The organism is Pseudomonas arsenicoxydans, from assembly GCF_900103875.1.
Lineage (GTDB): Bacteria > Pseudomonadota > Gammaproteobacteria > Pseudomonadales > Pseudomonadaceae > Aquipseudomonas > Aquipseudomonas arsenicoxydans.
Map to the genome: position 1 here is coordinate 4555110 of NZ_LT629705.1, position 22341 is coordinate 4577450.

Consider the following 22341-nt stretch of genomic DNA (forward strand, 5'->3'; position numbering starts at 1 on the left):
AGCTCGGGGTCATTAATACGCGAAGTTAGAATTCTAGGCGAAACTTGTAAATCCTTGGGAGATTATGACACCTATTAGGGAGGCATAGTCTTGAAAGGAGCTGATGCGAAGACATAGCTCGCATGAAGGTGTTCAACGTTTCTGTACTACGATCGACGAAAGGTTCGGCGCTGAAATAAGGGATTCCGAAATGTTTCGTCATTTTCCATCATGACGAGGGCCAAATGGGATAGGAGTGACGCGTTAGGGTGCATCAGTTCTCTCGCGCAATAATCGAGATCTTACCGTTACGCTCAATGATCGCGAATTTGATTTCTTCCAGTTTCTCGATGCCCTGACTAGAGCGCGCGGCCTCCATGACATCGGCCTCCACCAAGCGGGCAAGACGCAGCCGCCCATGCAAAAGTTTGCCGTTCTCCACGATAATCGTAGGCTCGCCGTCGATCAGCCGTGACAGCCATCCGGAACGCTGTTTGAGCAGGGAAAGCCCGACATCAATGGCGATCAGGGTCACGATGACCAGCATCGAATTAGTCAGCGAAAAATCGTCTCCCAGTAGCGCTTGCTGGGTAGCCTCGCCGATCATCAACAACAAGACGAAATCAAAGGTTGTCAGCTCGGCCAGTGATCTTCGTCCGGCGACCTTGAATAGCACCATGAGCGCCATGTACATCACCGCCGCACGCAATACGGAATCCATAGGTCACCTACGGGAAAATGAACTGATTAAGGGGCACATCACTTGTCCCCGGCAAAACGATGCGGCTGCGGAACCAACCAAGTCCATCGCCCCGCAGAGTAATGAAAAGATCGGCTTGACCTTGGGTGTCGGTCTGCACCCATAGTCGAATCCCTTCAGCAGAACTCCTTGCGCGCAGCGGTACAGGCTGTAGCGTCTCGATGCTGAAGCCCTCCAGCATCTCCCCAGCCAACTCCAACTCCACGGTGGACTCCGGAGCAGCACCCAGGCTGATTTTCATCGAGTTGGTCGAGCCGTTGCGGTGGAACATCTCGTATTCCACCCTGACCCTGCCATCCTCACTGCGGATGTCTCGGGAACTGAGTAATCCCCGAGAAAATAGGCCCGACAGCCCCAATACCATCAGTAAAACCAGCACGTACCATCCCCAGCGCTCAAAACGCCAGACCTTCATCTGATAGGCCATGTCCTCGCGTACAGGACATTTACGACTGCTCAAGTCTGGATGCTCGAGATCATCGTTCATCAGGTTTCACCTCTGCCCGCCACTAATGCGCGCCAATGAAAATGCGGTAACCATTGCATTGCGTATTCTGTAGCGGCTAGTTGCACCTGGCAGCGAGTGCCGACAAACCGATGCTCGCGACTGAAGACACATTGCTTACCCTTGGACTGAAAAGCCCACGCGAAGCAAATGGTGCCGGCGGGAATACCGTCGATATCCTCCGGCCCAAGGATACCAGTGGTGGCTACGGCGACGTTGGCGGTGCTGTCTCGCAGGGCGCCCATCGCCATCTCGCGTGCGACCTCCACACTTGTCAGGTTAAATGTTTCGATGGTGCGCGGACTGACATGTAAAAGGCGCTGTTTGGCCTGCGGCGAATACACCACGTAACCGCACTCGATGAACTCGCCGCTGCCTTCGACCTCCGACAATAGCGTGATGATTTTTCCGGCCGTGCACGATTCGGCCGTTGTCAGTACCAAAGAGTTATCGCGCAGGTATACGACAGTGTCGTCAGCGATAGGCATGAGCAGGAATCACGAAATTACAGCATGACAGGGTAAGAAAACGCCGACATAACGAAATCCCTCAGTGATAGTCCTCTCCGGCAACCGCACGTAGATACGCTTGGTCAGCCTCGATGCGTAAATCCCGCCATTCAATCCAGGTCACGATGTGAAGACGATCCATCTCATCGGTCTGACGAAGCAATTCGTCATGATAGGCATCAGGGCAATTCATGCGTAGGGGCCTGTCTTCCAGCGTTCGGTGCCACGCATCAAGTGCCCGAATCCTCAACGCCCAGGTCGGCGTAAGCAAATCTTTAAAGGCGTTCATCTCGAGCTCATCGGATGTTTCATGGTGGATCAGCGGATTCCCAAAATGGTTCACAACGACTGACGAGCAGTCAACGACACTCTCAACAAGGCTGACGACGGAGAGAGGAGTTCATTATCTGGCTCCCGACGCGCTTCGGCGCCTCAGGCCTTATTAGGTATGCGTCCGGGTAACACACCTTTCTGACTCCAACGTCTACTTGTTACGAACACGCCATCGCCACTGATCAACGCACGCGAGTGATCGGAATGTTACCGACGTATGGCTTGGTGAGGATCAAAAACTCAACGCCATGGGCTCTGGCTGGTGGCACTATGAAGGTTGACTTCGACGGTGAGTAACAGCGATGCAAACTCGGCGGCTGGACAACGAGCAGTTACGCGCGATGATAACGAGCCAGATAGACCTTCGCGATGCCCTTAGGATATTGGCAGCTCGGGCACCTGTGATGAATTCGCGTCGCTTAGAGTCTGCGTATTGGGGTTTGCTTTCACTGCTAATCCTCAGCGCAGATCTTTGGGCGTTGATGATTGGCGAAATGATCGTCAAGGAAATGAACTGCTTAGGCGATCAGCGTAATTGGCATTCAACGGAATGTTAAGCGCTTCAATTTATGGTGAGCGTCTACCCGACACTCTGCGTGATGGAACGGTCGCACCATCGGTGCGGGAGCAATTCGGTAATTTCACTCGCTCGCTGCGTTACCAGCCGCGTCAGCACATCTTTGAGATAGGCATACGGATCATGACCATTCATGCGCGCCGACTGGATCAAACTCATGATTGCCGCTGCTTGTTTGCCGCTGCGTAGAGACCCAGCAAACAACCAGTTGGAGCGGCCGAGCGCCCACGGCCGTATCTGGTTTTCGACCGCGTTATTATCTATGGGCACTGCCCCGTCCTCGATATATCGAGCCAGTGCGGCCCAGCGCTTTAGGCTGTAATCCAGTGCTTTGGCGATAGCCGATCCTTCGGGCACAAGATCACGCTGGGCCAGCATCCAGGTATGTAGTGCATTGAGTATTGGCGCCGCTTTTTCCTGACGTATTCTCCAGCGATTTTCGTCGGTCATGTCCCGCGCTTGCCGTTCGATTTCGTACAACCCGCCAATCGAGTGAAGCGCCTGTTCGGCCAGTTGGCTTTTGTTGGTCGCATGCAGATCGAAGAACTTACGGCGGGCATGCGCCATGCAGCCGATTTCAGTGATGCCTTGCTGGAAGCTTGCTTTGTAGCCAGCGAAATCGTCGCACACCAACTTGCCATTCCACTGGCCAACGAAGTTACGCGCATGTTCGCCCGCACGGCTCGGGCTGAAGTCATAAACCACTGCCTTGATCGCTGAAACGGCGTAGTGCAATAGGCCCAAACGTAGGCACGATGGGTCTTCTTCTGGCCCGGCGCGAGCATCTGCACTGGCGTTTCGTCAGCGTGGATCACGCCTTGGGCAAGTACCGTTTCGCGTAACGCATCGACCAGCGGCTGGAGCTGCACGCCGGTTTGGCCGACCCATTGCGCCAGTGTCGAGCGAGCAATAGCCAAGCCGGCACGGCCAAAGATTTTCTCTTGCCGATACAGCGGCAAATGGTCAGCGAACTTGGCCACCATCACATGAGCCAACAGGCCTGCGGTCGGGATGCCTTTGTCGATCACTTGCGCCGGCACTGGTGCCTGGATAAGCGTTTCACACTCGCGGCAGACCCATTTTCCACGTACGTGTTGCTCGACCGTGAACACGCCCGGCGTGTAATCCAACTTCTCGCTGACGTCTTCGCCGACGCGCTGTAGCTGGCAGCCGCACGCGCACTGGGTGTTCTCAGGTTCGTGGCGGATCACCGTGCGTGGAAACTGCTGTGGCAATGGTGCACGCTTGGGCTGCTGACGCGGTTTGGCCGGTGCCGCAGACGGGTTGACCGCCTGTAACTCAGCCTCGATTGCTGCGATATCAGCCTATCTGACCGTCACACAGTCGTGAGCCGGGCTTTGCCCGAAGGATCGACTTCCCCGATACGCTGAGCAAAGAACTGCTGCCGTTCAACATTTCATGACCGCAGTGGCGCCCGGCTCGTTCCGCACTGATTGGGCAGGTCGCTCGATGCTGCGCACTCCACGCAGCATTGCCGATTACGACGCCAGTTTCGACTCGGTACGTAAAGCGCGCGAAGAAAAGAGCGGCAAGCAGCTTGGCGACCCGCGCAAAGCTGCGCAAGCGATGTTGCAGATCATTGCGAGCCCACGCCGGCTGCACACTTGCTTTTAGGTAGCGATGCACTGAGCCTGGTGCTTGACAAACTCAGTAGTGCTGCCAACGATTGATCAATTGGAACAATTGACCCGTTCAACCGACTGCTGAGTAGTAAGCAAACGAGGGGGGTCAATGACCCAGGTCGATTTAGGCACATCACACATGGTGCAGTTGATGGAAAAGCTCGCGCCGGTTGAGGGCTATAATCTAAGCCCCTTGGACGACATCCGTTTTTTGCGCTCGAACCGTCCGCTGACACGCACTCCGGTTTTTTACGACCCCGGCATAGTGATCCTGTGCCAAGGGAGCAAGCGCGGCTATCTGTGCGATGATGTCTACATTTACGACGCCCAGCATTATCTCGTGGTATCCGTCCCCGTGCCCTTCACCATGGAGACTGACGCAAGCGAGTTCGAACCGATGCTGGCTGTTTACATGCGTCTAAACTTCCCTATTGCCAGTGAGTTGGTGCTGCCCCCCCCCTGAAAAACCTGACCTAGTTAACCCCCTAATTTATGGTGCTAGGATGTATTCATGAAAGATTTTTGGCCCATGGGTGTCATCGATATTACTGGTAAATCCCATGCTAACCGCCAATCCGTGCATCGCCTCGTTACCAGAGGAATCTAACGATGAGATTTTGCTGAAGCCTTGACGTGTCGCGGTATCCATCAAATGTTGTAACAGTAATGTAGCGACACCGTGTCGTTGCCAGCGGTCGCAAACAGCAACGGCGAACTCGCAATGAGCATCGCCTTCGTAAGCCCCGTAACGCGCAGTGCCGATTTCAACGAGCTGATTGCCCTCGTAAACCAAAGCGATGTAGGCCATCCGATCGTGCAGGTTGATGTCCATGAGCCGATCGTGGGGCTCGACTAAATTGCTGAACGAAGCTAAAAAATGAAAATGCGGCTTGCCTTTGCCTAGGTCGTTAAAAAAGGCTAAATCCCGATCTCGATCAGAGTCCATCAGCTCACGGATCAGCAAGGGAGTACCATCCCGCAGTGATTCGACCCAGTATTCTCCTGTCAGACCGTCTGTTTCATCCTTGAAACGTTTGTTAATGCTTGCGTCATATGCCATGGGATGAACTCCAACTCGTTATTAGGTGCTGCTCATTCAGCCTAGTCCTAAGCGAAGTGAGCTGGAGCGATATCGGCCCATAGGCAGAAAAAATGGACAGCCGGCGCATTCTTTATTTGAAGAGCGTGATGAGGGCGAGGTAGGGTTCAATGGCAGTGGTGGCCAGAGGCTGCCGCTAACGCAACCATCATCGCCATAGATTGAAGCCGGCGCGGCATACCGCTAGGCTTTTAAATTCTACTATGACGCGCGTTTGTACGTCTTGCAGGGAGTTACGCGTTTCATTCTGGCCTCCTCTTTCAGCTCGGCTACTAGGGTTGCGATGGCATGACTGCTGACAAGTTTAGTCGAATCTACTCCGATGACCGTTAGCTCTTTCTTTTCCGTATCGGCGTCGAGCAACTGAACAGTCATGCGATTGTCCGCGCATATGGAGCAAATGCATTTCATTGGCAGGAATGCTGATTCAATTATGTGACGTAGTTCCAAGTGCGAAATCATTGGAAAGCCCTCCAAATCATCCTTCCGCTCATAGCGATTTGGGATGAGGATATAATTTTTTGTTCTAAATCGGTTTGACGGCTTGACTAAAGACAGGCGGTAAACCTCCGCCACTCTTATCTTCCACAGAGCGCGTATAAGCCACCGTCGCCACCTGTATTAAGATTTTTCTCTCTTCCGGATCAATGATTCCCTTTTCCCGAAAATTGTCGGCCAGACGTAGTAATTCGTCGTACTGCTCCTGCGTATCCATCCGAATTTCAGGGTTCACCAGCAGCTCATGCCAAGTGGAAAAGGCCTGCACCTTGGCTTCGTCGTTCATGATCGAATCTCCACATTGATATGAAACAATAGAGGCTGCAGGGATTGAGGGTTTCCATGTACGCGACGTGCGGTAGGCGATCTGCACGTGTAATTTTTTGCCGTACAGCACCTGCCAAGACCCAGTCCTCGCTACGGTGAAGCTTATAGCCGAGCCCTGTCTGTGGCCCAGGGGGCTATCAGGTCGGCAATTTCCCGCTAGGTTGGATGGAGTGGAATGACAAGTTCAGGGGCATCTCTCGTGCCTTCTGGAAAGGCGACGACGAAATGGTGGGTTACTTTGCCAAGATATTGACCAGTCAATCGATGTGGCCGTATGCCTGACTCATCCGTTAACTTCATTACCGCCCACGATTGCTTCACGCTGAACGACCTTGTCTCGTGCAACGAGAAACACAACGAGGCCAATTACAAGGATAACCGGCCATTCAGTGCTCATGTTCGAGCTGATAACCTTCTGCGAAAAGTAGAAGCGAAAGGCGATAAAACCGCAGCGGCGTTCGTGTTCTGCGGCTCCTCCGTTCGATGATTCGCGAAAGACTGAACGACTCAGAGCCTATGCTTTCGAAAAATTGAACGCTCAAATTTCGAGATGCGAGGAGAGATCTCATGACTGCTAAAAGCTCCGTTTCCTCAATAAAAAGTAAAGGGCCGAAGGATTCTGCACTCGTCTCAGACCTATCAGAAACAGGATTAACAGATGACGAACGAGTCGTTAGGGAAGATAAATTCCTTGGCGACGAACCACGTGTGGAACCCGGCCCAGCCGATTTGGAAAGACTGAAGGATTAAAGCCGGTTCGGCCTGGTATCGGCGTGAACAATATTTCGAAATACGACATCTACTACTTGAACTTTGCTTTATGGAGATGCCACGCATGCGCCAGCAAACCTCATTCATATTTGATCTTGATGGCACGTTGACTGATAGCGTTTACCAGAATGTCTTTGCGTGGAAAACTGCGCTGGATTCAGAAGGCATTCCGTTGGCCATGTGGCGAATTCACAGAAAGATAGGTATGAGCGGTGGGCTGATGCTTAAGATGTTAGCCCGTGAAATCGGACTGGAGATACACCCAGATCAGGCTAAAAGACTTAGTGATATACATGCTAAAGCTTATAAGGAGCTGGAGGGGCAGATCAGCGCTCTCCCTGGCGCGGTTGAGCTTCTGGATACCCTGAGCCGCGACAAGCTCAAGTGGTGCATTGCTACAAGCGGAGGGATGGATACTGCAACAATAAATCTCAAGGCACTAGGACTTGACATCGCGGACGTTAATCTCATCACCCGAGATGACGTCAAATATGGCAAGCCAGATCCAGACCTGTTCCTCGCGGGTGCAAACAAACTCGCTGTGCCCATCGAAGAATGCCTGGTGATTGGTGATGCCATCTGGGACATGCTCGCCGCCAGACGCTGTAAGGCAACCGGAATAGGGCTGCTTTCTGGCGGATACGACACAGGTGAGCTCGAACGTGCCGGTGCACTTAGAGTCTACGAAGATCCGCGGGCTCTGCTGCAGCACCTGGATGAGGTTGCATCCCGTCCGAGCCCCTAGCGCAGGTGAGCGCGTTTGTTATACGTAGTCGATTGATCACGCATAGACCGAGGAGTTGGAAAAAATGTTGCTGCGATGATAGTGATTGACGGACTACCTACGGAAAGCTTGGCACTGTTTCGGGGTATAAGCGGCACCATCGACAATAGATGAGGAGAGACCGCAGTGTCGAAGTGGTCTGAGGAGTTTGCCGAGCAGGCTGAGTAAGCCGAATATAACCGAATATAGCCGAATATAGCCGAATATAGCCGATTGTTGGGCATAACTCAGAGGCAGCGTCAAGGTACGCAGGCTGATGCGTGAACTAGAATTGGTCAGCCAGCAGCCGTGATCACACGCCTACAAAAAGGCGACAGTCGAGCGGCCTAATATCCCAAACATCTGAAACCGGGAGTTTGATGTCGAAGCCCCCAACCAGCGTGGCGACATCACCTATAACTGGGCACAGGAGAAATGGCACTACCTTGCGGTTGTTCTGGATCCTTACTCTCGCCAAGTGGTGGGCTGGGCGTTATCAGCAAAGGATGAAGGCCTGGTGGTGAAGGCGCTAGACGTGGCTGAGGATACCGACCACTGGCTACATGACTCGCCAGCAAGCTCAGCGAGACATCAACCAATACTTGGTGTATTACTGCAACTGGATCCGCCCTGATCTATTATTCGCTTACCGAGGGGCAATGACACATGGAAAGCCGTTCCGCTTTCTACCGAACTCTCGACGTCGATCGTGCCGCCGTGGCCGGCAACAATCTCTCCTGCGATGAAGAGCCCCAGTCCGAGCCCCGCTGATGAGCCTTTTTCATTTATTGCAGAGCTTGAATAACGTCCCCCGGGCTTAAATAAATGAGGCATAGCCTCAGGCGGTATCGGCTCGCCTTGATTGTGAACGCTAAATAGCACTTCTTTCGGTCGCTGGCTTAAGGTCACATAGATCGGACGCGAGGGATCACCATGGCGAATCGCGTTACTAATCAAGTTTGTGAAGACCTGCGCCATTCGCGTCGGATCGTATTGACCAGCTACGAGATCTTTTTCATTCAGTACGATCTGAGCCGTGGGAAAACCTATGCGCATTTCGTTGACTACTGACCGGCAGATGGCATTCAACTCAGCAGTCTCAAAGTTTACCGGGATACCTGTGCCAAGATTGCAACGTGCGAGATCAAGCAGATCATTCACCATGTTGTTGGCGCGCCGCGCGCTGATGCAAACCTGATTGGCGAGCATTTTTCCTTTAGTGTCTAAACCCTCTTGGTGCTGGATCAGCTCACCTGCCATTAAAACGGCCCCTAGCGGGGAGCGAAGATCGTGGCCGAGCACGGCGAGAACGATTTTGCGTGTTGATTCGACCTCCTCGCCATAGGCCGCTATAGACTCCACAAGCGCTTGGTCTATGGCTTCGTTGAAGCGGATCATGTCCTGAACATGATACCGCTCTTCAAAGGTCTCGCCAGCGAGCCAAAGCGATAGAACGCTTGAGCGCAACGCCCTGTATTCGGAAACCATTTGATCCATGGAAAATCCAGCGACTAACCGGGTAATCGCATGCGTTTGTGCAGCACTTTCACTGGACTTTTGTAACCTTTGACCTTTTGCCTTTTCTGACTGCTCACACGTCGACTGCGCCGTTCGCATATCGATGGCAACGGCTTGCAAGATTTTCTCGGAGTGGTTTCTCAACCCCCTCGCATCAAGATCGGGCATCGGAGTTTCGACTGAGCGCGCAAAGTCTTCCCATGTCTGCAGAATCTTTTCCATGCTGCTATCAATGAAGTCGTAGAGTCTCATCGCGATCCCTCAACCCTGCCGCTAATCTTGACGTATCATGCAGCCTAGCCGAATACGCCCCGAGGGCAAAGCAGGTAGCATTGAGCTATCCGTCCGCATTATGAAACGACTCGCCAAGTGCCGTGACTAAGGAGGAGAATCTGAGGAAATATGTATGCCAATTCGTGTACTGGTGGTTGAAGATGACGAAATTCTTCGCTGGCTGATGTCAGAAGCTGTGACACATCTAGGCTATTTGGTCACTGAATGTGCCAATGCAGGCGACGCATTGCGCGAATTGGGCACGGCACACCCGTTTGAACTAGTCATTACAGACGTTCAAATGCCCGGGGCTGTCGATGGTCTCGGGTTAGCCAAAGAAATTTGGACAACGCATCCGAGAATCCCAGTGATCATCGTCTCGGGAAACACTCTGCTTCCACCCGGATTCTTACCAGAAAATGCCCGATTCATTACTAAGCCGTGCACATTAGACGTCCTGCATCGGTCGATAGAGGAACTGCTCGAAAAGTCATAACATTGAATCAATGTTTCGTTCCGAACACTCGTTGACTGGCTGGACATCGCGCCAGCTGGAAAAATGCTCAATAGTCGGTGAAGGCTCTAACCCGCGCAGACTGTCTCCGATCGGCGGGAGTCACAGCATGAATGGGTAGAGACGTGCAGAGGGACGCTTGGGAGATAACATCCAGCGCTTGCAAAAGGCGCTCAGGCTGCTCGTGAGCCTTTTGGTATCCAAGGGAGCACCGGACACCGCCAAGGGTACGAGTACAAAAAGCTCTTCCCAGGGTTTGAGATGACGTGTGTCCAGTATTCCCTGAAGCAGACCCGAGCCATCTTGCGCAATCAGCCGCGGAATCAGGCAGCGCGCCACCAGCAGCCGAACCCGCTTCGGCTTCCATTTCCACAGCGACTGCAAAGCAGACTCTGGCCCATTACTGCGAAGCGCTGTTTCGATGCTGGCCGCAACGTCTGTAACTTCAAGCCGCCAGTCGCAATGCTGGGCCTTTTGAATGAGGGCTTTACGTGCAGCCATCCAAGCTTCGATCAATCGCTGCCCCTCATGCAACGAAATTCGATCGCCGTTGAGCGAGTCAATCACTTGTTTGTGAAGCAGGAAAGCTCCGTGGTAGCCGATTTGTTTCGGATCGGTAAGGACGAGCCTCCCAGCAGTGTCAGCAGCGAATCGCACCGCAAGGTCTGGATTATTAGACAGGAGTGCCCGTAGCGCGCGCTCAGTCTTGAGCCCTTCGCCTCCGATGAGCACGAAACGCAGCGCGCGTTGACTATCGCCCGCCTTCCGACAGAAGGAGATAGCTAACCGTAAGCGCGTAAGTTCCGCTTCTCGCCGCTTCACCGGATCATCAATTGCAGCCGGAGAAGGTTCGTGTTCAACGAGATCAAGCAGCTTATTGCCCAAGCCAGACGCAGCGAGTAGACCTGCGACGTGCTGCGCAGCATAAGAATCGCTTTCGCAGCGGCTCATCAGCCAATCAGCAGCGTTCTGGGTTACTTCGCTTAGCATTGACTCCCCCGCTTCGCGGACGAAGTGCTCGAAGTCTTCGTCCGCAAAGGCGACAGTGTTTTCTGTGAGCCGAATCGCTGGTGCCATGTCGGTGCAGATGTCAATCAGCGCTGGCACCTGGATACGAATGATCGCGCTGAGATCTTCTATCGGTACCGGCCGCGCAAGAGCAATGAGTCCTGCACAAAACCTTGGAAGGTCTGTTGCGATTCCGCTTTTCCCCAGGGCTCGCTCAAACTGCTCGCGAAATACTTGGTCCAGAGACCGGCCTGCGGGCAAGAGGCGGTCAATCGCTTTTTCGGGAGGTGCATCACCCAGATCCATAGCATAAGCTTGGACTCTAGGTACTCCCATGGTCAGCCTGTGAAACGCATCGATCCAATCATCTGTTGCAGCCCACTTCCGCTGTACATTGATTTCAGTTTCACCACGGGTAAACGGCTCGATCTCTGAAAGGCTATAACTAGACGGTAGGGCAAGTTCAGCGAGACGGCCTGTCCTTGCCGTAACGATGAACCGGACATTAGGCGGCAAGTCGCCCAGTTCCATGAAGTCGTGTACAAAGCAAGCCTCAGGCGGTTTGCGTGTTGTCGCAGCCGTAACGGCATTGTCGGCGGCGTCAACGGCAATGACGATCAGCGCGTCCGGATATTCAGACGCGTGCGCCTGGGCTGCGTGGCCTAGGCGATTCGAGAACAGGCGCGGAGGGTCTGATAGCTGGTGACGGCTAAGCAAAATTGGCAGCCGCAGCCTCGTGGCAAGCTCATTGGATAGCTGTAAAAACGCGTCCACATGTCGATGACGCAAAGTAGCGGCATCTAGATAGGTGCCACCTCCATAACAATCGTAAGTCACCATGATCGAATGAGGCGGGAGCATCGCCTCAATTTGCTGCAGCGCAGTCGTCTTGCCGACCCCTCCAGGACCATGTAGACAGACTCGCTGTTTGCCGGCAGCGATCTCGGTCGCAATGTCAGCGACGCTGCTCCGTGGCACCGGTGCATCAACTCGTTCAAGGACAGGTGGGCAAGGGAACAATGCGCCCATCGTAGAGACGCCGAGTTCGAGTAAAACTGACTCCTTCGTTATTAACTCGCCCGCAAATTCGGGACGCATGCGCTGACGAATGAACTGGCGAAGATTAGAGACTGGCGCTTGTAACTCAAGATCGGTCCATCCAGAAATATCAGCGAGCAACTTTTTCTCAATCGCGAAGCGCGATCCTGCTCCACCATTGAATCGAAGCGCCTTTGCAAATTCGGGCAGCACAGATTTGGACAGTCCGGCGGCGAACGCCATTTTTCGCTCGTTTGGCTCATCCTTTCCAGGTCGTTTTCGTGGAGCGGATACGCTACCTGTTGCGAGCTTTGCTGTAACAGTTTTTAACTCAGCCGCGATCGGCTGGTTGGTTACCAGTGATACTTCAACTGTTCCTTTTGGCTCCAGGGCTTGTATCCCTGCCCAGGCTTTTGCCAAGCGATTCAGGACGCTGTCCTCGCGCTTATCGCCGCTCACCATACGTGCGACGGTCCACGAACTGCGAGGATTCGCGGCGGAATATTTCAGTTGCTCCAGCAATATACGATCAGCTTCCTTTGCGTCGCCGCCGCCTTCGTACAACGCGCAATCCACGCCATCCCACGTAGAAGGGGATGACCCAGCTTCGTCACTTGGAGCAATCCCTTCTACAGTCAACGCTTGAAGCGGATCACGGTCGTCTAGAAGGCGGATAGCATGCCGGGCGGCCCATAACTCGTGGAAGTCGTCGCCGGTGTTGGAACCTCGAGCTCCTCTGAAATCACTCACTTGCGTTCCTTGCATCCATCAGTTGATCGCGCAACACCCACAACCGGTGCGGTCGCAGATGGGTAGTTTGTTGATCAGCATTTTCTTCGCACGCTTGAGCAACCGTCAATGCCTCACAGCACTGTGACATCATTGCAGAGCCCCCTACACGGCAAAATGCCCAGCCACGGAGTACTTCTTACGAGTCGCAGGTGTTCATACCCAGAGTACAGCGCGCGGCCTTGATCCGCGCATCGGGTATTTCGGTGATTTGCGCCATTACGCCTGGAGCCATTGCTGCTAGTGTGTTAATCGCCACCCTGCCCGTTGCCGCTGTCTCTCGGAAACCAGGGACGATTCAGACGTACCTCCTGTGGAGATCACCTTCCAGTACCCACTGGGTAGGGTATGAACCTTATTCGCCCCAGGCAACCAACCCATATTCCGCTCGTAGAGTGACCCCGGCGCCACATAGACCGCTTCCACACCCTGAACCTTGCTCAGGCTCCTCTCCTGAACCTCCAACCGCGCCCAGGCGCTCCATACCGGTCTGTTCGAAATTGGAAAGCTCATCTGACTTTTAGACAAGGCTAGTTGGCGTAGGTGAAAGAAAGGTATTTCAGTTTAGGTCGGGCGGCCAATGCTGAATTAAGCGGAGAACATTAAAGTTTCTTGCTCTTATTCCGATAATGCAGTAACTCTACCTCATCGCAATCACAATATTTCATGCAGGACCTTAGTAATAATGAGAAGTACAAAGCGAACTACGAAAACTGCTTTCGGGAAGCACACTGCCATTACTAGGCGAGAAAAATTTCTCGAGCTTACGAAGCGAGTTTTATTAGTTGGAATCGCTCTTTTCTTTTTCCTTTGCATCACTCCGGCTCAATGGCGACTTGTATCATTTTCAACAACTGTAATCTTTCTTGGTATCGCGATCGCAATTAGCGTGATGCAAATTCTCCACCCGGAAAAATATGATCTCAATAAATTCACTGTTTTTTTGGGAGGTATAGTAAACTGGTACGATAATCTTGAACGCCATCATCAACTTTACCTTAATGTTATCCTGTTCCTCCCTTTTCTGGGATATCTTTACTTGCTGGACCCCAGCAGTTTATTTGCACCGACCGCGATAGTATTTTTTATTTACTGCCTAGGCGTGGCTGCGCATGATGTTTATCGCATCTACGCAATCCTCTATGAAACCACGGTTGGCAAGGGGTTGATCGCCATCGCATTTGCTGTTGGCTCCAATCTCGCGCTCAGCGTCTCGGGAAAAATAATCGGTGGAATGGCTCATGTACCCCCTACAACCTTTCCTCATACTTTGGCTTTTTTAGCAATATTCGCGATTCCATTTCTTTTTATTGCTGCGGGAGCAATCTTTATTCCTGTCTCCGTTGCAATGGCTCCATTTTTCATTTACGGATCGACTTTTGCGACAAAAGCACCACGACTTACGAAATGGATTTTTGGAGTTAAGGTTAATGACAAAGGCAGTCGCTACGCCGTTGCTACAGTTATTTTTCAGGTAATTTTTTATTTGGCGATTTGGACTTTGACACCAGCAACATTTTTCCTTCTGCTAAATAGATACGACCAACAAATAGAATGGGCTATTGGACAATCGATATACGAGTTCGATATGTATCCAGGCACAGAATGCAAGATGGGTTTAACTTATCGCCAAGCATCACTAGGCGACGAGAACTATATTTTAGCAAGCAAACAATCAACGGGCATAACATTCGAATCGCCAAAAAAATGTGCTCTCTGATCAGCCCCTTATGCGTATTGAATCGACCGCAAAAAAAAGTGCCCATAAAGGACCCTTTTCACTTACCCCACAATCACTGCCCCAACTAGGACTCAACCGTCGCTGCGCCATGCGCGGATTTCCACTCTTTCAAAATTTTGTGATTGCCGCCTTTGGTCTCGACAACCTCGCCTGTATGAGGGTTTTTATAAACTTTGACCTGACGGGGCTTGCGTGAACCCGTCTGCTGCTGAGCTGCCGGGGCGCTGCGGGTCCAGTAGATTGATAACGTCCTTCAGGAGCAAGTGCATCACCGCTTCGCGCAAAGTCCATTGATCCTGCTCGAACTCAAACACCCAGGAGCGGGGCTCACCGTTGAACAGAGTAGTGGTCTAATGAAACTGGACACCCATTTACCGTTGCTCGTGCAGACCGTAGATGCGGCGCCGTTACCCATGCTTGTCCCGTTCATCTACGTTCAACTCAAGCTCAGGCATTGTGCATACAACACCGCCGCAGCGCACCTGCTTGCGATTCAGGCATTCTACACCTGCGCCAAAAGCCGAGAGTTGGATCAAGTCATCTCGCCACTGGGAGAAAAACTCAGCGCATACTCTTTGGGACTCACGCCAAGACGCCGCACAAATGCTTTCCTCAGCACGTCCACGCTGTGATACGGCCACCACCATGTCCTGGACTTCGCGGACGATGGTCACCGATCCCTGCGAACCCAGAGACTCCGCCGCCGCCAGCGCCCCCTGTAAAAGCATTGTTGTTGGGCTACCAATTGGAATGTACCCAGCACCGCGCCAGCTGGATACCTACTTCTAGGCCAATTTCCGCACATCTGTTCGACCTTCCGATGCATACCAACGTAGGCATATCTTCATTGGCAATATCCGCCCAGAAGAAATTTTCCACGAGCATGAACGGTAAAAGTTCAGTGAATGGGCCAATTCCTCCGAATATCTGGTACAAAATGCCGTCCAACCACTATCTGGAAATTTCATGGCGTTTTCACCAAAAGTCGCGACCCTCATTGCCTATCGCTCTGGTTATATCTGCAATAACCCAGAGTGCAACGTACTCACGATAGGGCCAGCGACCTCCGATCCGCAGCTGAGCACCAAGAAAGGAGAGGCAGCTCACATCGTGGGGGAAAAGCCTGGTGCTGCGCGATACGAGGATATTGGCACAGCACAGGTTGGAAGTGCTGAGAATGGCCTCTGGCTTTGCGTCGCATGTCACACGCTGATCGACAAGAACAACGGTGTGGACCATAAGACGTCTGAGCTTCGCGGCTGGAAGAGCTCTCACGAAGAATTAATGTCAGTGCTACTCAGAACCCACCGTAGCCCGCTTCCGTTGGTGCGACGATTCAGTGCAAATACGAAGGTGGCACAAAATATGGTCGATACGCTCTCTCACCGAGGCGTTATGTTTCAACCATACGTTATGGAGGACCCGACGGCCGCCATCGCATCGATTAAGCAGATTAGGCTTAGGCTTCTACGATGCCTGCGACAGATTGATCTGGATAACAGGCTTCGGGACATCTGTAATGATTTGATCAGCGCATTCCGCGATCTCATGAACGAAACCTCGCGAGATGATCGTTACCTGAATTCCTACATTGACATATTGCGGAGGCGATGTGGCCTATCCCTTTACCGACTAGAGCATGAGTACGGCTGTATCATCACTGGCGACATCACCGCAATCGTGCAGCGATGAAAAAAACGTAGTGCTTGGACGACTGGTGTTTCCGTACGTTTGCTTGGCGAGTGAAGATTTTACTAAGGCGCCTTCATCGATAAGTGCGTCCAAGTCTTTTCGGTACCTATCCACATTCGATATGGTCAATTCTCTTCAAGTCCAGATAGGTCTGCCTGTTCCTTGGCCTGACGGCCCGTGTAGATTGCCGCTGCTCGAAGACGATAGGGGATGGCATACTGCCACGTCAACAGTAGCCATCTCGCAGTCGATTGGTTGAATATGCACTCTTTAATGGCAGCGGCGAGTCGCTGCATGCCCTTTGACTCGTATAGATGCAGGCTGACCTTCAAAACCAAAACAGTTCGGATTCGGGCCCTGCTGGACAATTAGGACTTAGGTATGTTGCAACTCAACTGGCCCGCATGGGTTGCTCGCGTGAACAGCACCAAGGGTAAATGGGCGCTTGAGCGTTGGCTCTTGATGTATTTGCATGAACAGCAAAATGTCGACCGGCTTGCCCTAGCAATCATGGAACATCTCATGGCCGGCGGTCAAAACATCCAAGTACGTGTTCAATCGATCTGGGTTGACGGCACACCTCAGGCTGCGTTCAGCCCCAAAGGTCATCTGCCTCATGAAGAGCGGCCACAATGTGAATTGGCAGACCTACTAGTGTGTGTGCGCTTGGAGTCATCCAACGGTCAGCTTCAACGCGAACGAGCAATGCTGATTCAGGCCAAAGTTGCCTCTGACTATGATCAGTTGCCAGGGGGTGAATCTACTAAGAAAGAGCGTCTGCTCTTTGAAGACTGCGATCGCCAACAAAGCATCACGTTGTACCCCGGAGTCAAGCGGGAAAATCCGATTGGGGAATACCAACTTGATACTGGTTCTGGCAAACAGGTTTACGGCCTTCACGATTGTGCACGTTTCTTGTTGATGGCTAAGGAACGATGGGAAAATGTCGACCAGGCGTTCGCCCCCCTACAAGTCGGTTGGCCATTTTTTAGTGGAAAAAAACAGATCTATCCACCCGAGAGTTTTTTAGACGCTGTCATAGGGATGGTGTCAGGTATCGCACCGAAACTGGGGCGAGATATAGACATCGGGACCGCCACATCCGACTGCGCCTGGACGAAAATGGTAAATGATCTTCAGGGAAAATATCTGCCGGTCACTATGAACGGATATGACAGACAACCACGTGTGACGACCTCTACTGATAGTGTGAAGTCGCCGTATTTGATCTTTTCAACTATGTATGAGAGCCAAACCGTTAATTTCAGGACGAACGACCAGTGGCGGGAATGGTGCTTACTAAGTGTGCCGTTCCTGCGGCACCGGTCGGTTTTTTCTAGATTGAAGGAACGTTTTAAATTTTTGTTTTTTCGAAAGAGCCGCTGGGGCATGGAAGAGGAGTTGGAATACTTGCGCACATCAGGCTATGAAAGCCGTGCGGGGCTCAAGCTTTGGAATGATCATCCAAATAACCCGCCCCCTGCCGACTCCGAAATGAATGATGGCAATGGCCCGCATATACCCATCCTCGTGGTCACTATTCGCGGTCTCGAGACGGATCGTCGTTCGGACTAACACAAGACGCATTCTTGAGGTGTCTCGTATGCTTGGTGCATTCAGGCAATCCCAAGATTCCGGTTGTACCTAGCCAATTGATCCTCACCACCCAAACGGTGGATTGTTTTTCTTACGGGCGCCTCCGTCCAACATTTTTTCTAACGACTCCAAACATGGCCGAAACCTTAGAAAGCCCTTCGTTGACGGGAATAGGCGAATAGTAATTACCTAGCGAGTCAAGATAAGAGATAGGTAAACCTAAGATATCCCATCGCCCAAGTTTGATGACTTTCCCATTAAGCTTTCTCACTTCATCTTTTGACATTCGATTTAATATTTCCCCTCCTATTTCATTTATCGGCCAACCCAGCGGCGTATTAATATCCCAATCAACTGTCAAATCACTTCTGGAGATAACCAGGGTGGCTTCAATAATTCTGAGATTCAAGTCGACATCAATTTTAATGTCAGCCTCAAATTGCCCTTGGCCGTCCACATTAGCACTTGCTAACGACGCCTTCGTCCCGCATGGTCCATCAATCCATGCACGTGCATCTGCGTGAAAATCTATAACCGCCTTAACAATTATCACCCCGGATAAACTACGAGAAGTCGTGATGTCGACTTCCAGACTCGTAAGTCCAATACTTCCATTAGCACTCCATTTAATAACTCCGCCTCCGGAATCAGATACCATAATGGCAGGCTTTATCTTGTCGGCAAAAAAACTGAGCAAACGAGTCCTGGGTGCATATACAGCCAAATCTATATCATCTGAATTCACTATGGCCGTAGGAATTGCTTCTCCATAGGGAAAGGCAGGGTCTGGGATGATATCTATCGTTTCGGGCATGCAATCGCCGATTGTCATTCTAGCCCGCGGTGCAGTAATAAGAATATGTGACGGCTCTATACTTACGACAAGTGGTGCACTGAAACGAAGCCACGGAATGATCTCTGTTAATTGGTATCTTGGAAGCACCCCTGCTACCAAGCTTACAAACGTAGGCCCAGTCATCCAGATGATCTGCGCTTCAACCTCAGCGAGATAATTATCTTTCTGAGGTGCAGGAATGGTCGTTGAGGAAAGAATGTTGTCGGCATCGGGTCCCCATGACGGAGTGATTCTTGGAATTACACCACCTTGTTGTCGCCAAAAAACTTCATTGGTTGCTTCGTCAAGCCCTAAACTCAGCTTTGCGTGATTGCTCGTCTCGATTTCATATGAGCGAATAACTTCGCCTGGCCTGCCAAGAGGATGGATGTTAGCAGTTAGCTTGGTATACAAACTAGCGCCGCTGCCTGTAGGACTTACAGTTAGCGTATCCACGAATACTGAGTATGCTAACTGGTAGACAGGCATCTCGATATTCCCCATGTACGCAGATGGGGAATTAGGGTTGACGCCCGAGAGAGTCTTAAGTAGCGCCTGTACGTCTCTGTTTACCAGTTGCCACGAAATACCAACACTTGGCATTCCTTTCGCAAACTCGATGAAGCTAGAGTGTAGTCTTGTTATATCGTTCGCCATGTGAAGTCCTCCACCTCATTAAATAGGGGAACAATTCATTTTCATTAATGTGGCGTGTAAAAAAGCGGCCCATGGTAGCAAACTGCCATTGTTATACATTTCATTCTAAGCTCCTAGAAGCCTTCCCATAAATATGCAGTCCCAATACATGCTATCTAAATAGGCTTTATCAGAAGAGGTACGTTCCCACGCCCATTGCGTTCGACTCCGGGAGGGATGTTGAGGTGAAGGACATTGCTCTAGTACTAAATCTCTAACTTTTTGTGACGCTCCCTCTGCCAAAAAAAGAAAAAAAGGATTTTTGCTGTCCCGTAAAGCCAAAGCAACGGCGCCTGCGCGAGAGGCAACAGATGTCATCTGTAATTTATCAATAAGAAAAATTTCAGCCGCCGATAGGTGCATGGGATATCCCGGCTCATTGAAAACAGCATTTGACATCGCCATTTCGGTGGTGGGGAGTATGTAATCCGCTCGAATACCGAAAGATTGAAGAACTCTTCTGCAAAGATTTCCCTCGGGCACCCCGAGTTTTATTCCCATTAATTCAAAATAATTACATGTGCTAGGTCGAAACGTGCATCTTTTGTCTTGAGAGTCATCAGTGCATATACGTGGCCAGCCCTTTACAACGCACTGGCCAGCCAGCTCCGCTATACACGGTCGAGAGTCATCGACCCAGCGAACCCATGATTTAAATGCTGCGTTGTCGGACGTCTGCGCCAGGTATAGCAGCACCCCAAGTGCCATATCAGGAGAAAAAGAAACGTCATATTTCGGGGCCTGCATACCAATCCTCCGAGGTGAACGCCACCACCGCCCGGAAGTGTCCTGCGCCTGCCTTACCCCCTCGCAGCCTCTTACATCTCCAGCCGCGCAAAGTAGCCCATTAAAAAGCGTCATGTCTCCATCGTCGCATTCCGATGGTTCATTCGGACTCGATGTTTGGTACTTTGAAGGGAAACTATGGCCTCCTTCTGAACAGAGAAATACTTTAGTTTCCCAGAAGGCCATGCGGTCTTTAAGGGTATCTGCGTGCACATAATCTGTATGCCCTATGATAATAGGCAAAAATATGGCAAGTACGCGCAGATACCTATTCATTTTTTTTGACCTCAACCTGTTGCGCCAACAATACACAACGTTTATTCGCCAAGCATTCTTGCTTACTAAAGCCGTCTCAAAAAATATTTTTATATGCGCATATCCCACACTAGCTCGCATCAACATTGCCATTATAAATCTTTGAAATATGCATTATTCCACTTCGAAATTAACCCGCATAAACATTGTTATAAATTAGTTTTGATTTGAAAAGTCGCTTCTGTAGATTTCGTTGCACCCTAAAACATACTTATTAGACGGGGATATAGTTACCGCTGAATAGCTGGTTGACACCTGGAGCCTGCTGTAAAGTTTTTTAGATATCGAATTGTTTATGGTTTGCGGGTAAATTGCAGCACAATGGATCAAAGCACCCCGCGCCCAGCGAACTTTTGCGACTATCAGGTGACGATGAATGATATTGAGGAGCGCTCTGGGCTGAAGCTGTGGAGCGATCTGCCGCAGGATGTACAGATTGCATTGAAGTCAAAGCGGGGAAAATTGCCTGAGAAGATTGGCTGTGCTGTAGCCGTCGGAGCAAGCGCAAAATAACGTTGAACATACAGCGATGCTAGAGGCCACGGCTGAGGTCCCCAGCATCCACAAAAGACCGGTCAGGTCGGCGGTTTGCCGACCCGATTGCGGGTTTAGTCGTTAGGCTTTAACAACAGCAATTTTTAGCCTGCAGTGCGGGCACAGTAGCGCCGTGCCAGTCGCTGTATTAGTCGTAAACACCACCTCGTCAGGCACATAACCTTCGTTATTCACATCGGGGGAACTAACGACTTTTGTAAAATATCCCACTGCCAGGTTTAGCGCATTTTCAACTTTACGGTCCGTTAGAAAATTTTCGTCCTCCAACAATCCTGCTTCTTTCAAGGCGTTATCGAATTTCTCGTAGAGTTGATGCCTATTGATGTTTATCATGTTATTTGCTCACAGGGTTTTTAACCATTTAAATATATTGGCGGATAAGTTTATTTCCCTCTGGTACTTCAAAAATAGATCCTGCGCCCTTGGCACTCCCAAAAGAGCAAGTCTTTGCAATTCGTTGGTACTCTGCTGAAGCAGAGCCATGAATTTATCAATTGGGCCGTCCAGGCCGAAGGATATTATTAGCTTTTTATTTATTAAATATTTATGGGTGCCGAGCGTCGCGACACCGTCTATCCAGCTCCTAAGGCTCTGAATATTTGTAAAATCAGTGACCGATGTGTTCATGGGATTGTTCATCGTCAAGAAAGCCGAACGATATTTGCCAAAATCAGCCAAGTATTGCTTCCAAAGCTCTAATGTAAGTTTGTCGGCCTCCAGCTTCTTGACGTGCATAAACTGAAAGGCCGCAATAAAGAATGCCAATATGGCGGTAATTAGCAAAAGGGTTTGGATGAGATTTTCGGTGGACATCCTCAATATTGTGGCTGACTTGTCATTACTCTTTTTTTCTTTGTCTTTTTGAATTTCATGTGGCGTCGGCAAGATTACGGTGACCGAAATGTTAGGCTGAGCTGCTGGTTTACTATCCGCTTCGCAGTGTATATGGGTGCACGCTACGCATTTACTGCCAGACGCTTTCAACGGCTTGCATTCCGCAGCAAATAGTATGTTTGCCTGCCAAACCAAAAGAATCACCAACAGTGCCGCACGAAGACAAGTCGTCATTTTTAAGTACCGTTTACACTTGCGCCCCAACGGCGGGTATTGAATGCCTATCAGATAGGTGTAGTCGAAAGTTGGCCAGGCTGTTGGAACCGATGCCGAATTTACCCAGTTGCCGAGATGTCACTGACCCAGTCTTCTCCTCTTGAACCATTG

Annotated in this window: 20 protein-coding genes and 7 pseudogenes; 10 read left to right on the forward strand and 17 right to left on the reverse strand. The window is 51.1% G+C overall.

Annotated features, from left to right (window positions below; translation table 11 throughout):
* Positions 1 to 253 precede the first annotated feature (253 nt).
* From BLQ41_RS21295 to tnpC, 6 genes and pseudogenes are all read right to left on the reverse strand, one after another.
* On the reverse strand, positions 254 to 700 hold the full coding sequence (locus BLQ41_RS21295) for a DUF421 domain-containing protein (RefSeq protein WP_090183935.1): 447 nt from the start codon (positions 698 to 700) through the stop codon (positions 254 to 256).
* 7 nt (positions 701 to 707) lie between these two features.
* Positions 708 to 1226 (reverse strand): hypothetical protein, encoded by a 519-nt coding sequence (locus BLQ41_RS21300; RefSeq protein ID WP_090183937.1) that lies wholly within the window; start codon positions 1224 to 1226, stop codon positions 708 to 710.
* Entirely contained in the window at positions 1226 to 1732 is a 507-nt protein-coding gene (locus tag BLQ41_RS21305) for a CinA family protein (RefSeq protein WP_090183940.1), read from the reverse strand. The genes BLQ41_RS21300 and BLQ41_RS21305 overlap by 1 nt, the downstream gene beginning before the upstream one ends.
* A 61-nt stretch (positions 1733 to 1793) precedes the next feature.
* Positions 1794 to 2042 carry a hypothetical protein gene (locus BLQ41_RS21310; RefSeq protein ID WP_090183943.1) on the reverse strand — a complete coding sequence of 83 codons (249 nt, stop codon included), beginning with the start codon at positions 2040 to 2042 and terminating at the stop codon, positions 1794 to 1796.
* Between the two features lie 624 nt (positions 2043 to 2666).
* Complete coding sequence (locus tag BLQ41_RS31405) at positions 2667 to 2822, reverse strand: transposase domain-containing protein (RefSeq protein ID WP_408003516.1); 156 nt, start codon at positions 2820 to 2822, stop codon at positions 2667 to 2669.
* Positions 2808 to 3865: pseudogene (gene tnpC / locus BLQ41_RS21320) on the reverse strand (IS66 family transposase); the annotation flags it as partial. The gene BLQ41_RS31405 and the pseudogene tnpC, both read right to left, overlap by 15 nt.
* A 179-nt stretch (positions 3866 to 4044) precedes the next feature.
* On the opposite strand from tnpC, the pseudogene BLQ41_RS21325 reads away from it, so the two are divergent.
* Positions 4045 to 4391, forward strand: a pseudogene (locus BLQ41_RS21325) (short-chain dehydrogenase/reductase); the annotation flags it as partial.
* 24 nt (positions 4392 to 4415) lie between these two features.
* Positions 4416 to 4757: pseudogene (locus tag BLQ41_RS21330) on the forward strand (AraC family transcriptional regulator); the annotation flags it as partial.
* A gap of 39 nt (positions 4758 to 4796) precedes the next feature.
* Here BLQ41_RS21330 and BLQ41_RS21335 read toward each other — a convergent pair.
* From BLQ41_RS21335 to BLQ41_RS21345, 3 genes are all read right to left on the reverse strand, one after another.
* A complete protein-coding gene (locus BLQ41_RS21335) occupies positions 4797 to 5366 on the reverse strand; it encodes a GNAT family N-acetyltransferase (protein ID WP_090183948.1) in 570 nt (189 codons plus the stop codon).
* Between the two features lie 240 nt (positions 5367 to 5606).
* Positions 5607 to 5867 carry a DUF1652 domain-containing protein gene (locus BLQ41_RS21340; protein ID WP_090183950.1) on the reverse strand — a complete coding sequence of 87 codons (261 nt, stop codon included), beginning with the start codon at positions 5865 to 5867 and terminating at the stop codon, positions 5607 to 5609.
* 64 nt (positions 5868 to 5931) lie between these two features.
* A complete protein-coding gene (locus BLQ41_RS21345; protein ID WP_090183952.1) occupies positions 5932 to 6189 on the reverse strand; it encodes a hypothetical protein in 258 nt (85 codons plus the stop codon).
* A 115-nt stretch (positions 6190 to 6304) separates the two neighbouring features.
* Here BLQ41_RS21345 and BLQ41_RS30990 point away from each other — a divergent pair.
* From BLQ41_RS30990 to BLQ41_RS21365, 4 genes and pseudogenes are all read left to right on the forward strand, one after another.
* Positions 6305 to 6612, forward strand: a pseudogene (locus BLQ41_RS30990) (glycogen debranching protein GlgX); the annotation flags it as partial.
* Between the two features lie 185 nt (positions 6613 to 6797).
* Positions 6798 to 6980, forward strand: a complete 183-nt coding sequence (locus tag BLQ41_RS21355) for a hypothetical protein (protein ID WP_090183955.1) — start codon at positions 6798 to 6800, stop codon at positions 6978 to 6980.
* A gap of 85 nt (positions 6981 to 7065) precedes the next feature.
* Positions 7066 to 7746, forward strand: a complete 681-nt coding sequence (locus tag BLQ41_RS21360) for an HAD family hydrolase (RefSeq protein ID WP_090183958.1) — start codon at positions 7066 to 7068, stop codon at positions 7744 to 7746.
* A 271-nt stretch (positions 7747 to 8017) separates the two neighbouring features.
* Positions 8018 to 8396, forward strand: a pseudogene (locus BLQ41_RS21365) (hypothetical protein); the annotation flags it as partial.
* Here the strand turns inward: BLQ41_RS21365 and BLQ41_RS21370 are convergent.
* Positions 8356 to 9534 carry a sensor histidine kinase gene (locus BLQ41_RS21370; RefSeq protein WP_090183961.1) on the reverse strand — a complete coding sequence of 393 codons (1179 nt, stop codon included), beginning with the start codon at positions 9532 to 9534 and terminating at the stop codon, positions 8356 to 8358. The pseudogene BLQ41_RS21365 and the gene BLQ41_RS21370 overlap by 41 nt on opposite strands.
* 154 nt (positions 9535 to 9688) lie before the next feature.
* On the opposite strand from BLQ41_RS21370, the gene BLQ41_RS21375 reads away from it, so the two are divergent.
* The gene (locus tag BLQ41_RS21375) at positions 9689 to 10051 is read left to right on the forward strand and encodes a response regulator (RefSeq protein ID WP_090183964.1); all 363 of its coding nucleotides are present in this window, start codon (positions 9689 to 9691) and stop codon (positions 10049 to 10051) included.
* A 120-nt stretch (positions 10052 to 10171) separates the two neighbouring features.
* Here BLQ41_RS21375 and BLQ41_RS21380 read toward each other — a convergent pair whose 3' ends face one another.
* A complete protein-coding gene (locus tag BLQ41_RS21380; RefSeq protein ID WP_090183966.1) occupies positions 10172 to 12865 on the reverse strand; it encodes an ATP-binding protein in 2694 nt (897 codons plus the stop codon).
* A gap of 724 nt (positions 12866 to 13589) precedes the next feature.
* Between BLQ41_RS21380 and BLQ41_RS21390 the strand changes: the two genes are divergently transcribed.
* Positions 13590 to 14624 (forward strand): hypothetical protein, encoded by a 1035-nt coding sequence (locus BLQ41_RS21390; protein WP_090183969.1) that lies wholly within the window; start codon positions 13590 to 13592, stop codon positions 14622 to 14624.
* An 85-nt stretch (positions 14625 to 14709) separates the two neighbouring features.
* On the opposite strand, the pseudogene BLQ41_RS30995 reads toward BLQ41_RS21390, so the two are convergent.
* Positions 14710 to 14902 (reverse strand): annotated as a pseudogene (locus tag BLQ41_RS30995) (histone-like nucleoid-structuring protein, MvaT/MvaU family); the annotation flags it as partial.
* A gap of 275 nt (positions 14903 to 15177) precedes the next feature.
* Positions 15178 to 15279: pseudogene (locus BLQ41_RS31000) on the reverse strand (AraC family transcriptional regulator); the annotation flags it as partial.
* 332 nt (positions 15280 to 15611) lie between these two features.
* Between BLQ41_RS31000 and BLQ41_RS21405 the strand changes: the two are divergent.
* Positions 15612 to 16337 carry an HNH endonuclease gene (locus BLQ41_RS21405; protein ID WP_090183971.1) on the forward strand — a complete coding sequence of 242 codons (726 nt, stop codon included), beginning with the start codon at positions 15612 to 15614 and terminating at the stop codon, positions 16335 to 16337.
* A gap of 381 nt (positions 16338 to 16718) precedes the next feature.
* A complete protein-coding gene (locus BLQ41_RS21410) occupies positions 16719 to 17912 on the forward strand; it encodes a hypothetical protein (protein ID WP_090183974.1) in 1194 nt (397 codons plus the stop codon).
* Positions 17913 to 18024: 112 nt separating this feature from the next.
* On the opposite strand, the gene BLQ41_RS21415 is transcribed toward BLQ41_RS21410, so the two are convergent.
* The 4 genes from BLQ41_RS21415 to BLQ41_RS21430 all read right to left on the reverse strand — a co-directional run bounded on the left by BLQ41_RS21415 (position 18025) and on the right by BLQ41_RS21430 (position 22188).
* Positions 18025 to 19425: a hypothetical protein gene (locus BLQ41_RS21415; RefSeq protein ID WP_090183977.1), complete on the reverse strand. Its 1401-nt coding sequence runs from the start codon at positions 19423 to 19425 to the stop codon at positions 18025 to 18027.
* Between the two features lie 105 nt (positions 19426 to 19530).
* Entirely contained in the window at positions 19531 to 20211 is a 681-nt protein-coding gene (locus BLQ41_RS30540; protein ID WP_157695033.1) for a hypothetical protein, read from the reverse strand.
* 969 nt (positions 20212 to 21180) lie between these two features.
* Positions 21181 to 21453, reverse strand: coding sequence for a hypothetical protein (locus BLQ41_RS21425; RefSeq protein ID WP_090183979.1), 273 nt, complete (start codon positions 21451 to 21453; stop codon positions 21181 to 21183).
* A gap of 9 nt (positions 21454 to 21462) precedes the next feature.
* The gene (locus BLQ41_RS21430; RefSeq protein WP_090183982.1) at positions 21463 to 22188 is read right to left on the reverse strand and encodes a hypothetical protein; all 726 of its coding nucleotides are present in this window, start codon (positions 22186 to 22188) and stop codon (positions 21463 to 21465) included.
* Positions 22189 to 22341: the final 153 nt, after the last annotated feature.

Coding starts and splice junctions, on each gene's coding strand:
- BLQ41_RS21425 (WP_090183979.1), bottom strand. CDS start 21,453: ATGATAAACATCAATAGGCATCAACTCTACGAGAAATTCGATAACGCC.
- BLQ41_RS21410 (WP_090183974.1), top strand. CDS start 16,719: ATGTTGCAACTCAACTGGCCCGCATGGGTTGCTCGCGTGAACAGCACC.
- BLQ41_RS21360 (WP_090183958.1), top strand. CDS start 7,066: ATGCGCCAGCAAACCTCATTCATATTTGATCTTGATGGCACGTTGACT.
- BLQ41_RS31405 (WP_408003516.1), bottom strand. CDS start 2,822: ATGAGTTTGATCCAGTCGGCGCGCATGAATGGTCATGATCCGTATGCC.
- BLQ41_RS21295 (WP_090183935.1), bottom strand. CDS start 700: ATGGATTCCGTATTGCGTGCGGCGGTGATGTACATGGCGCTCATGGTG.
- BLQ41_RS21390 (WP_090183969.1), top strand. CDS start 13,590: ATGAGAAGTACAAAGCGAACTACGAAAACTGCTTTCGGGAAGCACACT.
- BLQ41_RS21415 (WP_090183977.1), bottom strand. CDS start 19,425: ATGGCGAACGATATAACAAGACTACACTCTAGCTTCATCGAGTTTGCG.
- BLQ41_RS30540 (WP_157695033.1), bottom strand. CDS start 20,211: ATGCAGGCCCCGAAATATGACGTTTCTTTTTCTCCTGATATGGCACTT.
- BLQ41_RS21310 (WP_090183943.1), bottom strand. CDS start 2,042: ATGAACGCCTTTAAAGATTTGCTTACGCCGACCTGGGCGTTGAGGATT.
- BLQ41_RS21345 (WP_090183952.1), bottom strand. CDS start 6,189: ATGAACGACGAAGCCAAGGTGCAGGCCTTTTCCACTTGGCATGAGCTG.
- BLQ41_RS21375 (WP_090183964.1), top strand. CDS start 9,689: ATGCCAATTCGTGTACTGGTGGTTGAAGATGACGAAATTCTTCGCTGG.
- BLQ41_RS21340 (WP_090183950.1), bottom strand. CDS start 5,867: ATGATTTCGCACTTGGAACTACGTCACATAATTGAATCAGCATTCCTG.
- BLQ41_RS21335 (WP_090183948.1), bottom strand. CDS start 5,366: ATGGCATATGACGCAAGCATTAACAAACGTTTCAAGGATGAAACAGAC.
- BLQ41_RS21300 (WP_090183937.1), bottom strand. CDS start 1,226: ATGAACGATGATCTCGAGCATCCAGACTTGAGCAGTCGTAAATGTCCT.
- BLQ41_RS21430 (WP_090183982.1), bottom strand. CDS start 22,188: ATGACGACTTGTCTTCGTGCGGCACTGTTGGTGATTCTTTTGGTTTGG.
- BLQ41_RS21405 (WP_090183971.1), top strand. CDS start 15,612: ATGGCGTTTTCACCAAAAGTCGCGACCCTCATTGCCTATCGCTCTGGT.
- BLQ41_RS21370 (WP_090183961.1), bottom strand. CDS start 9,534: ATGAGACTCTACGACTTCATTGATAGCAGCATGGAAAAGATTCTGCAG.
- BLQ41_RS21355 (WP_090183955.1), top strand. CDS start 6,798: ATGACTGCTAAAAGCTCCGTTTCCTCAATAAAAAGTAAAGGGCCGAAG.
- BLQ41_RS21305 (WP_090183940.1), bottom strand. CDS start 1,732: ATGCCTATCGCTGACGACACTGTCGTATACCTGCGCGATAACTCTTTG.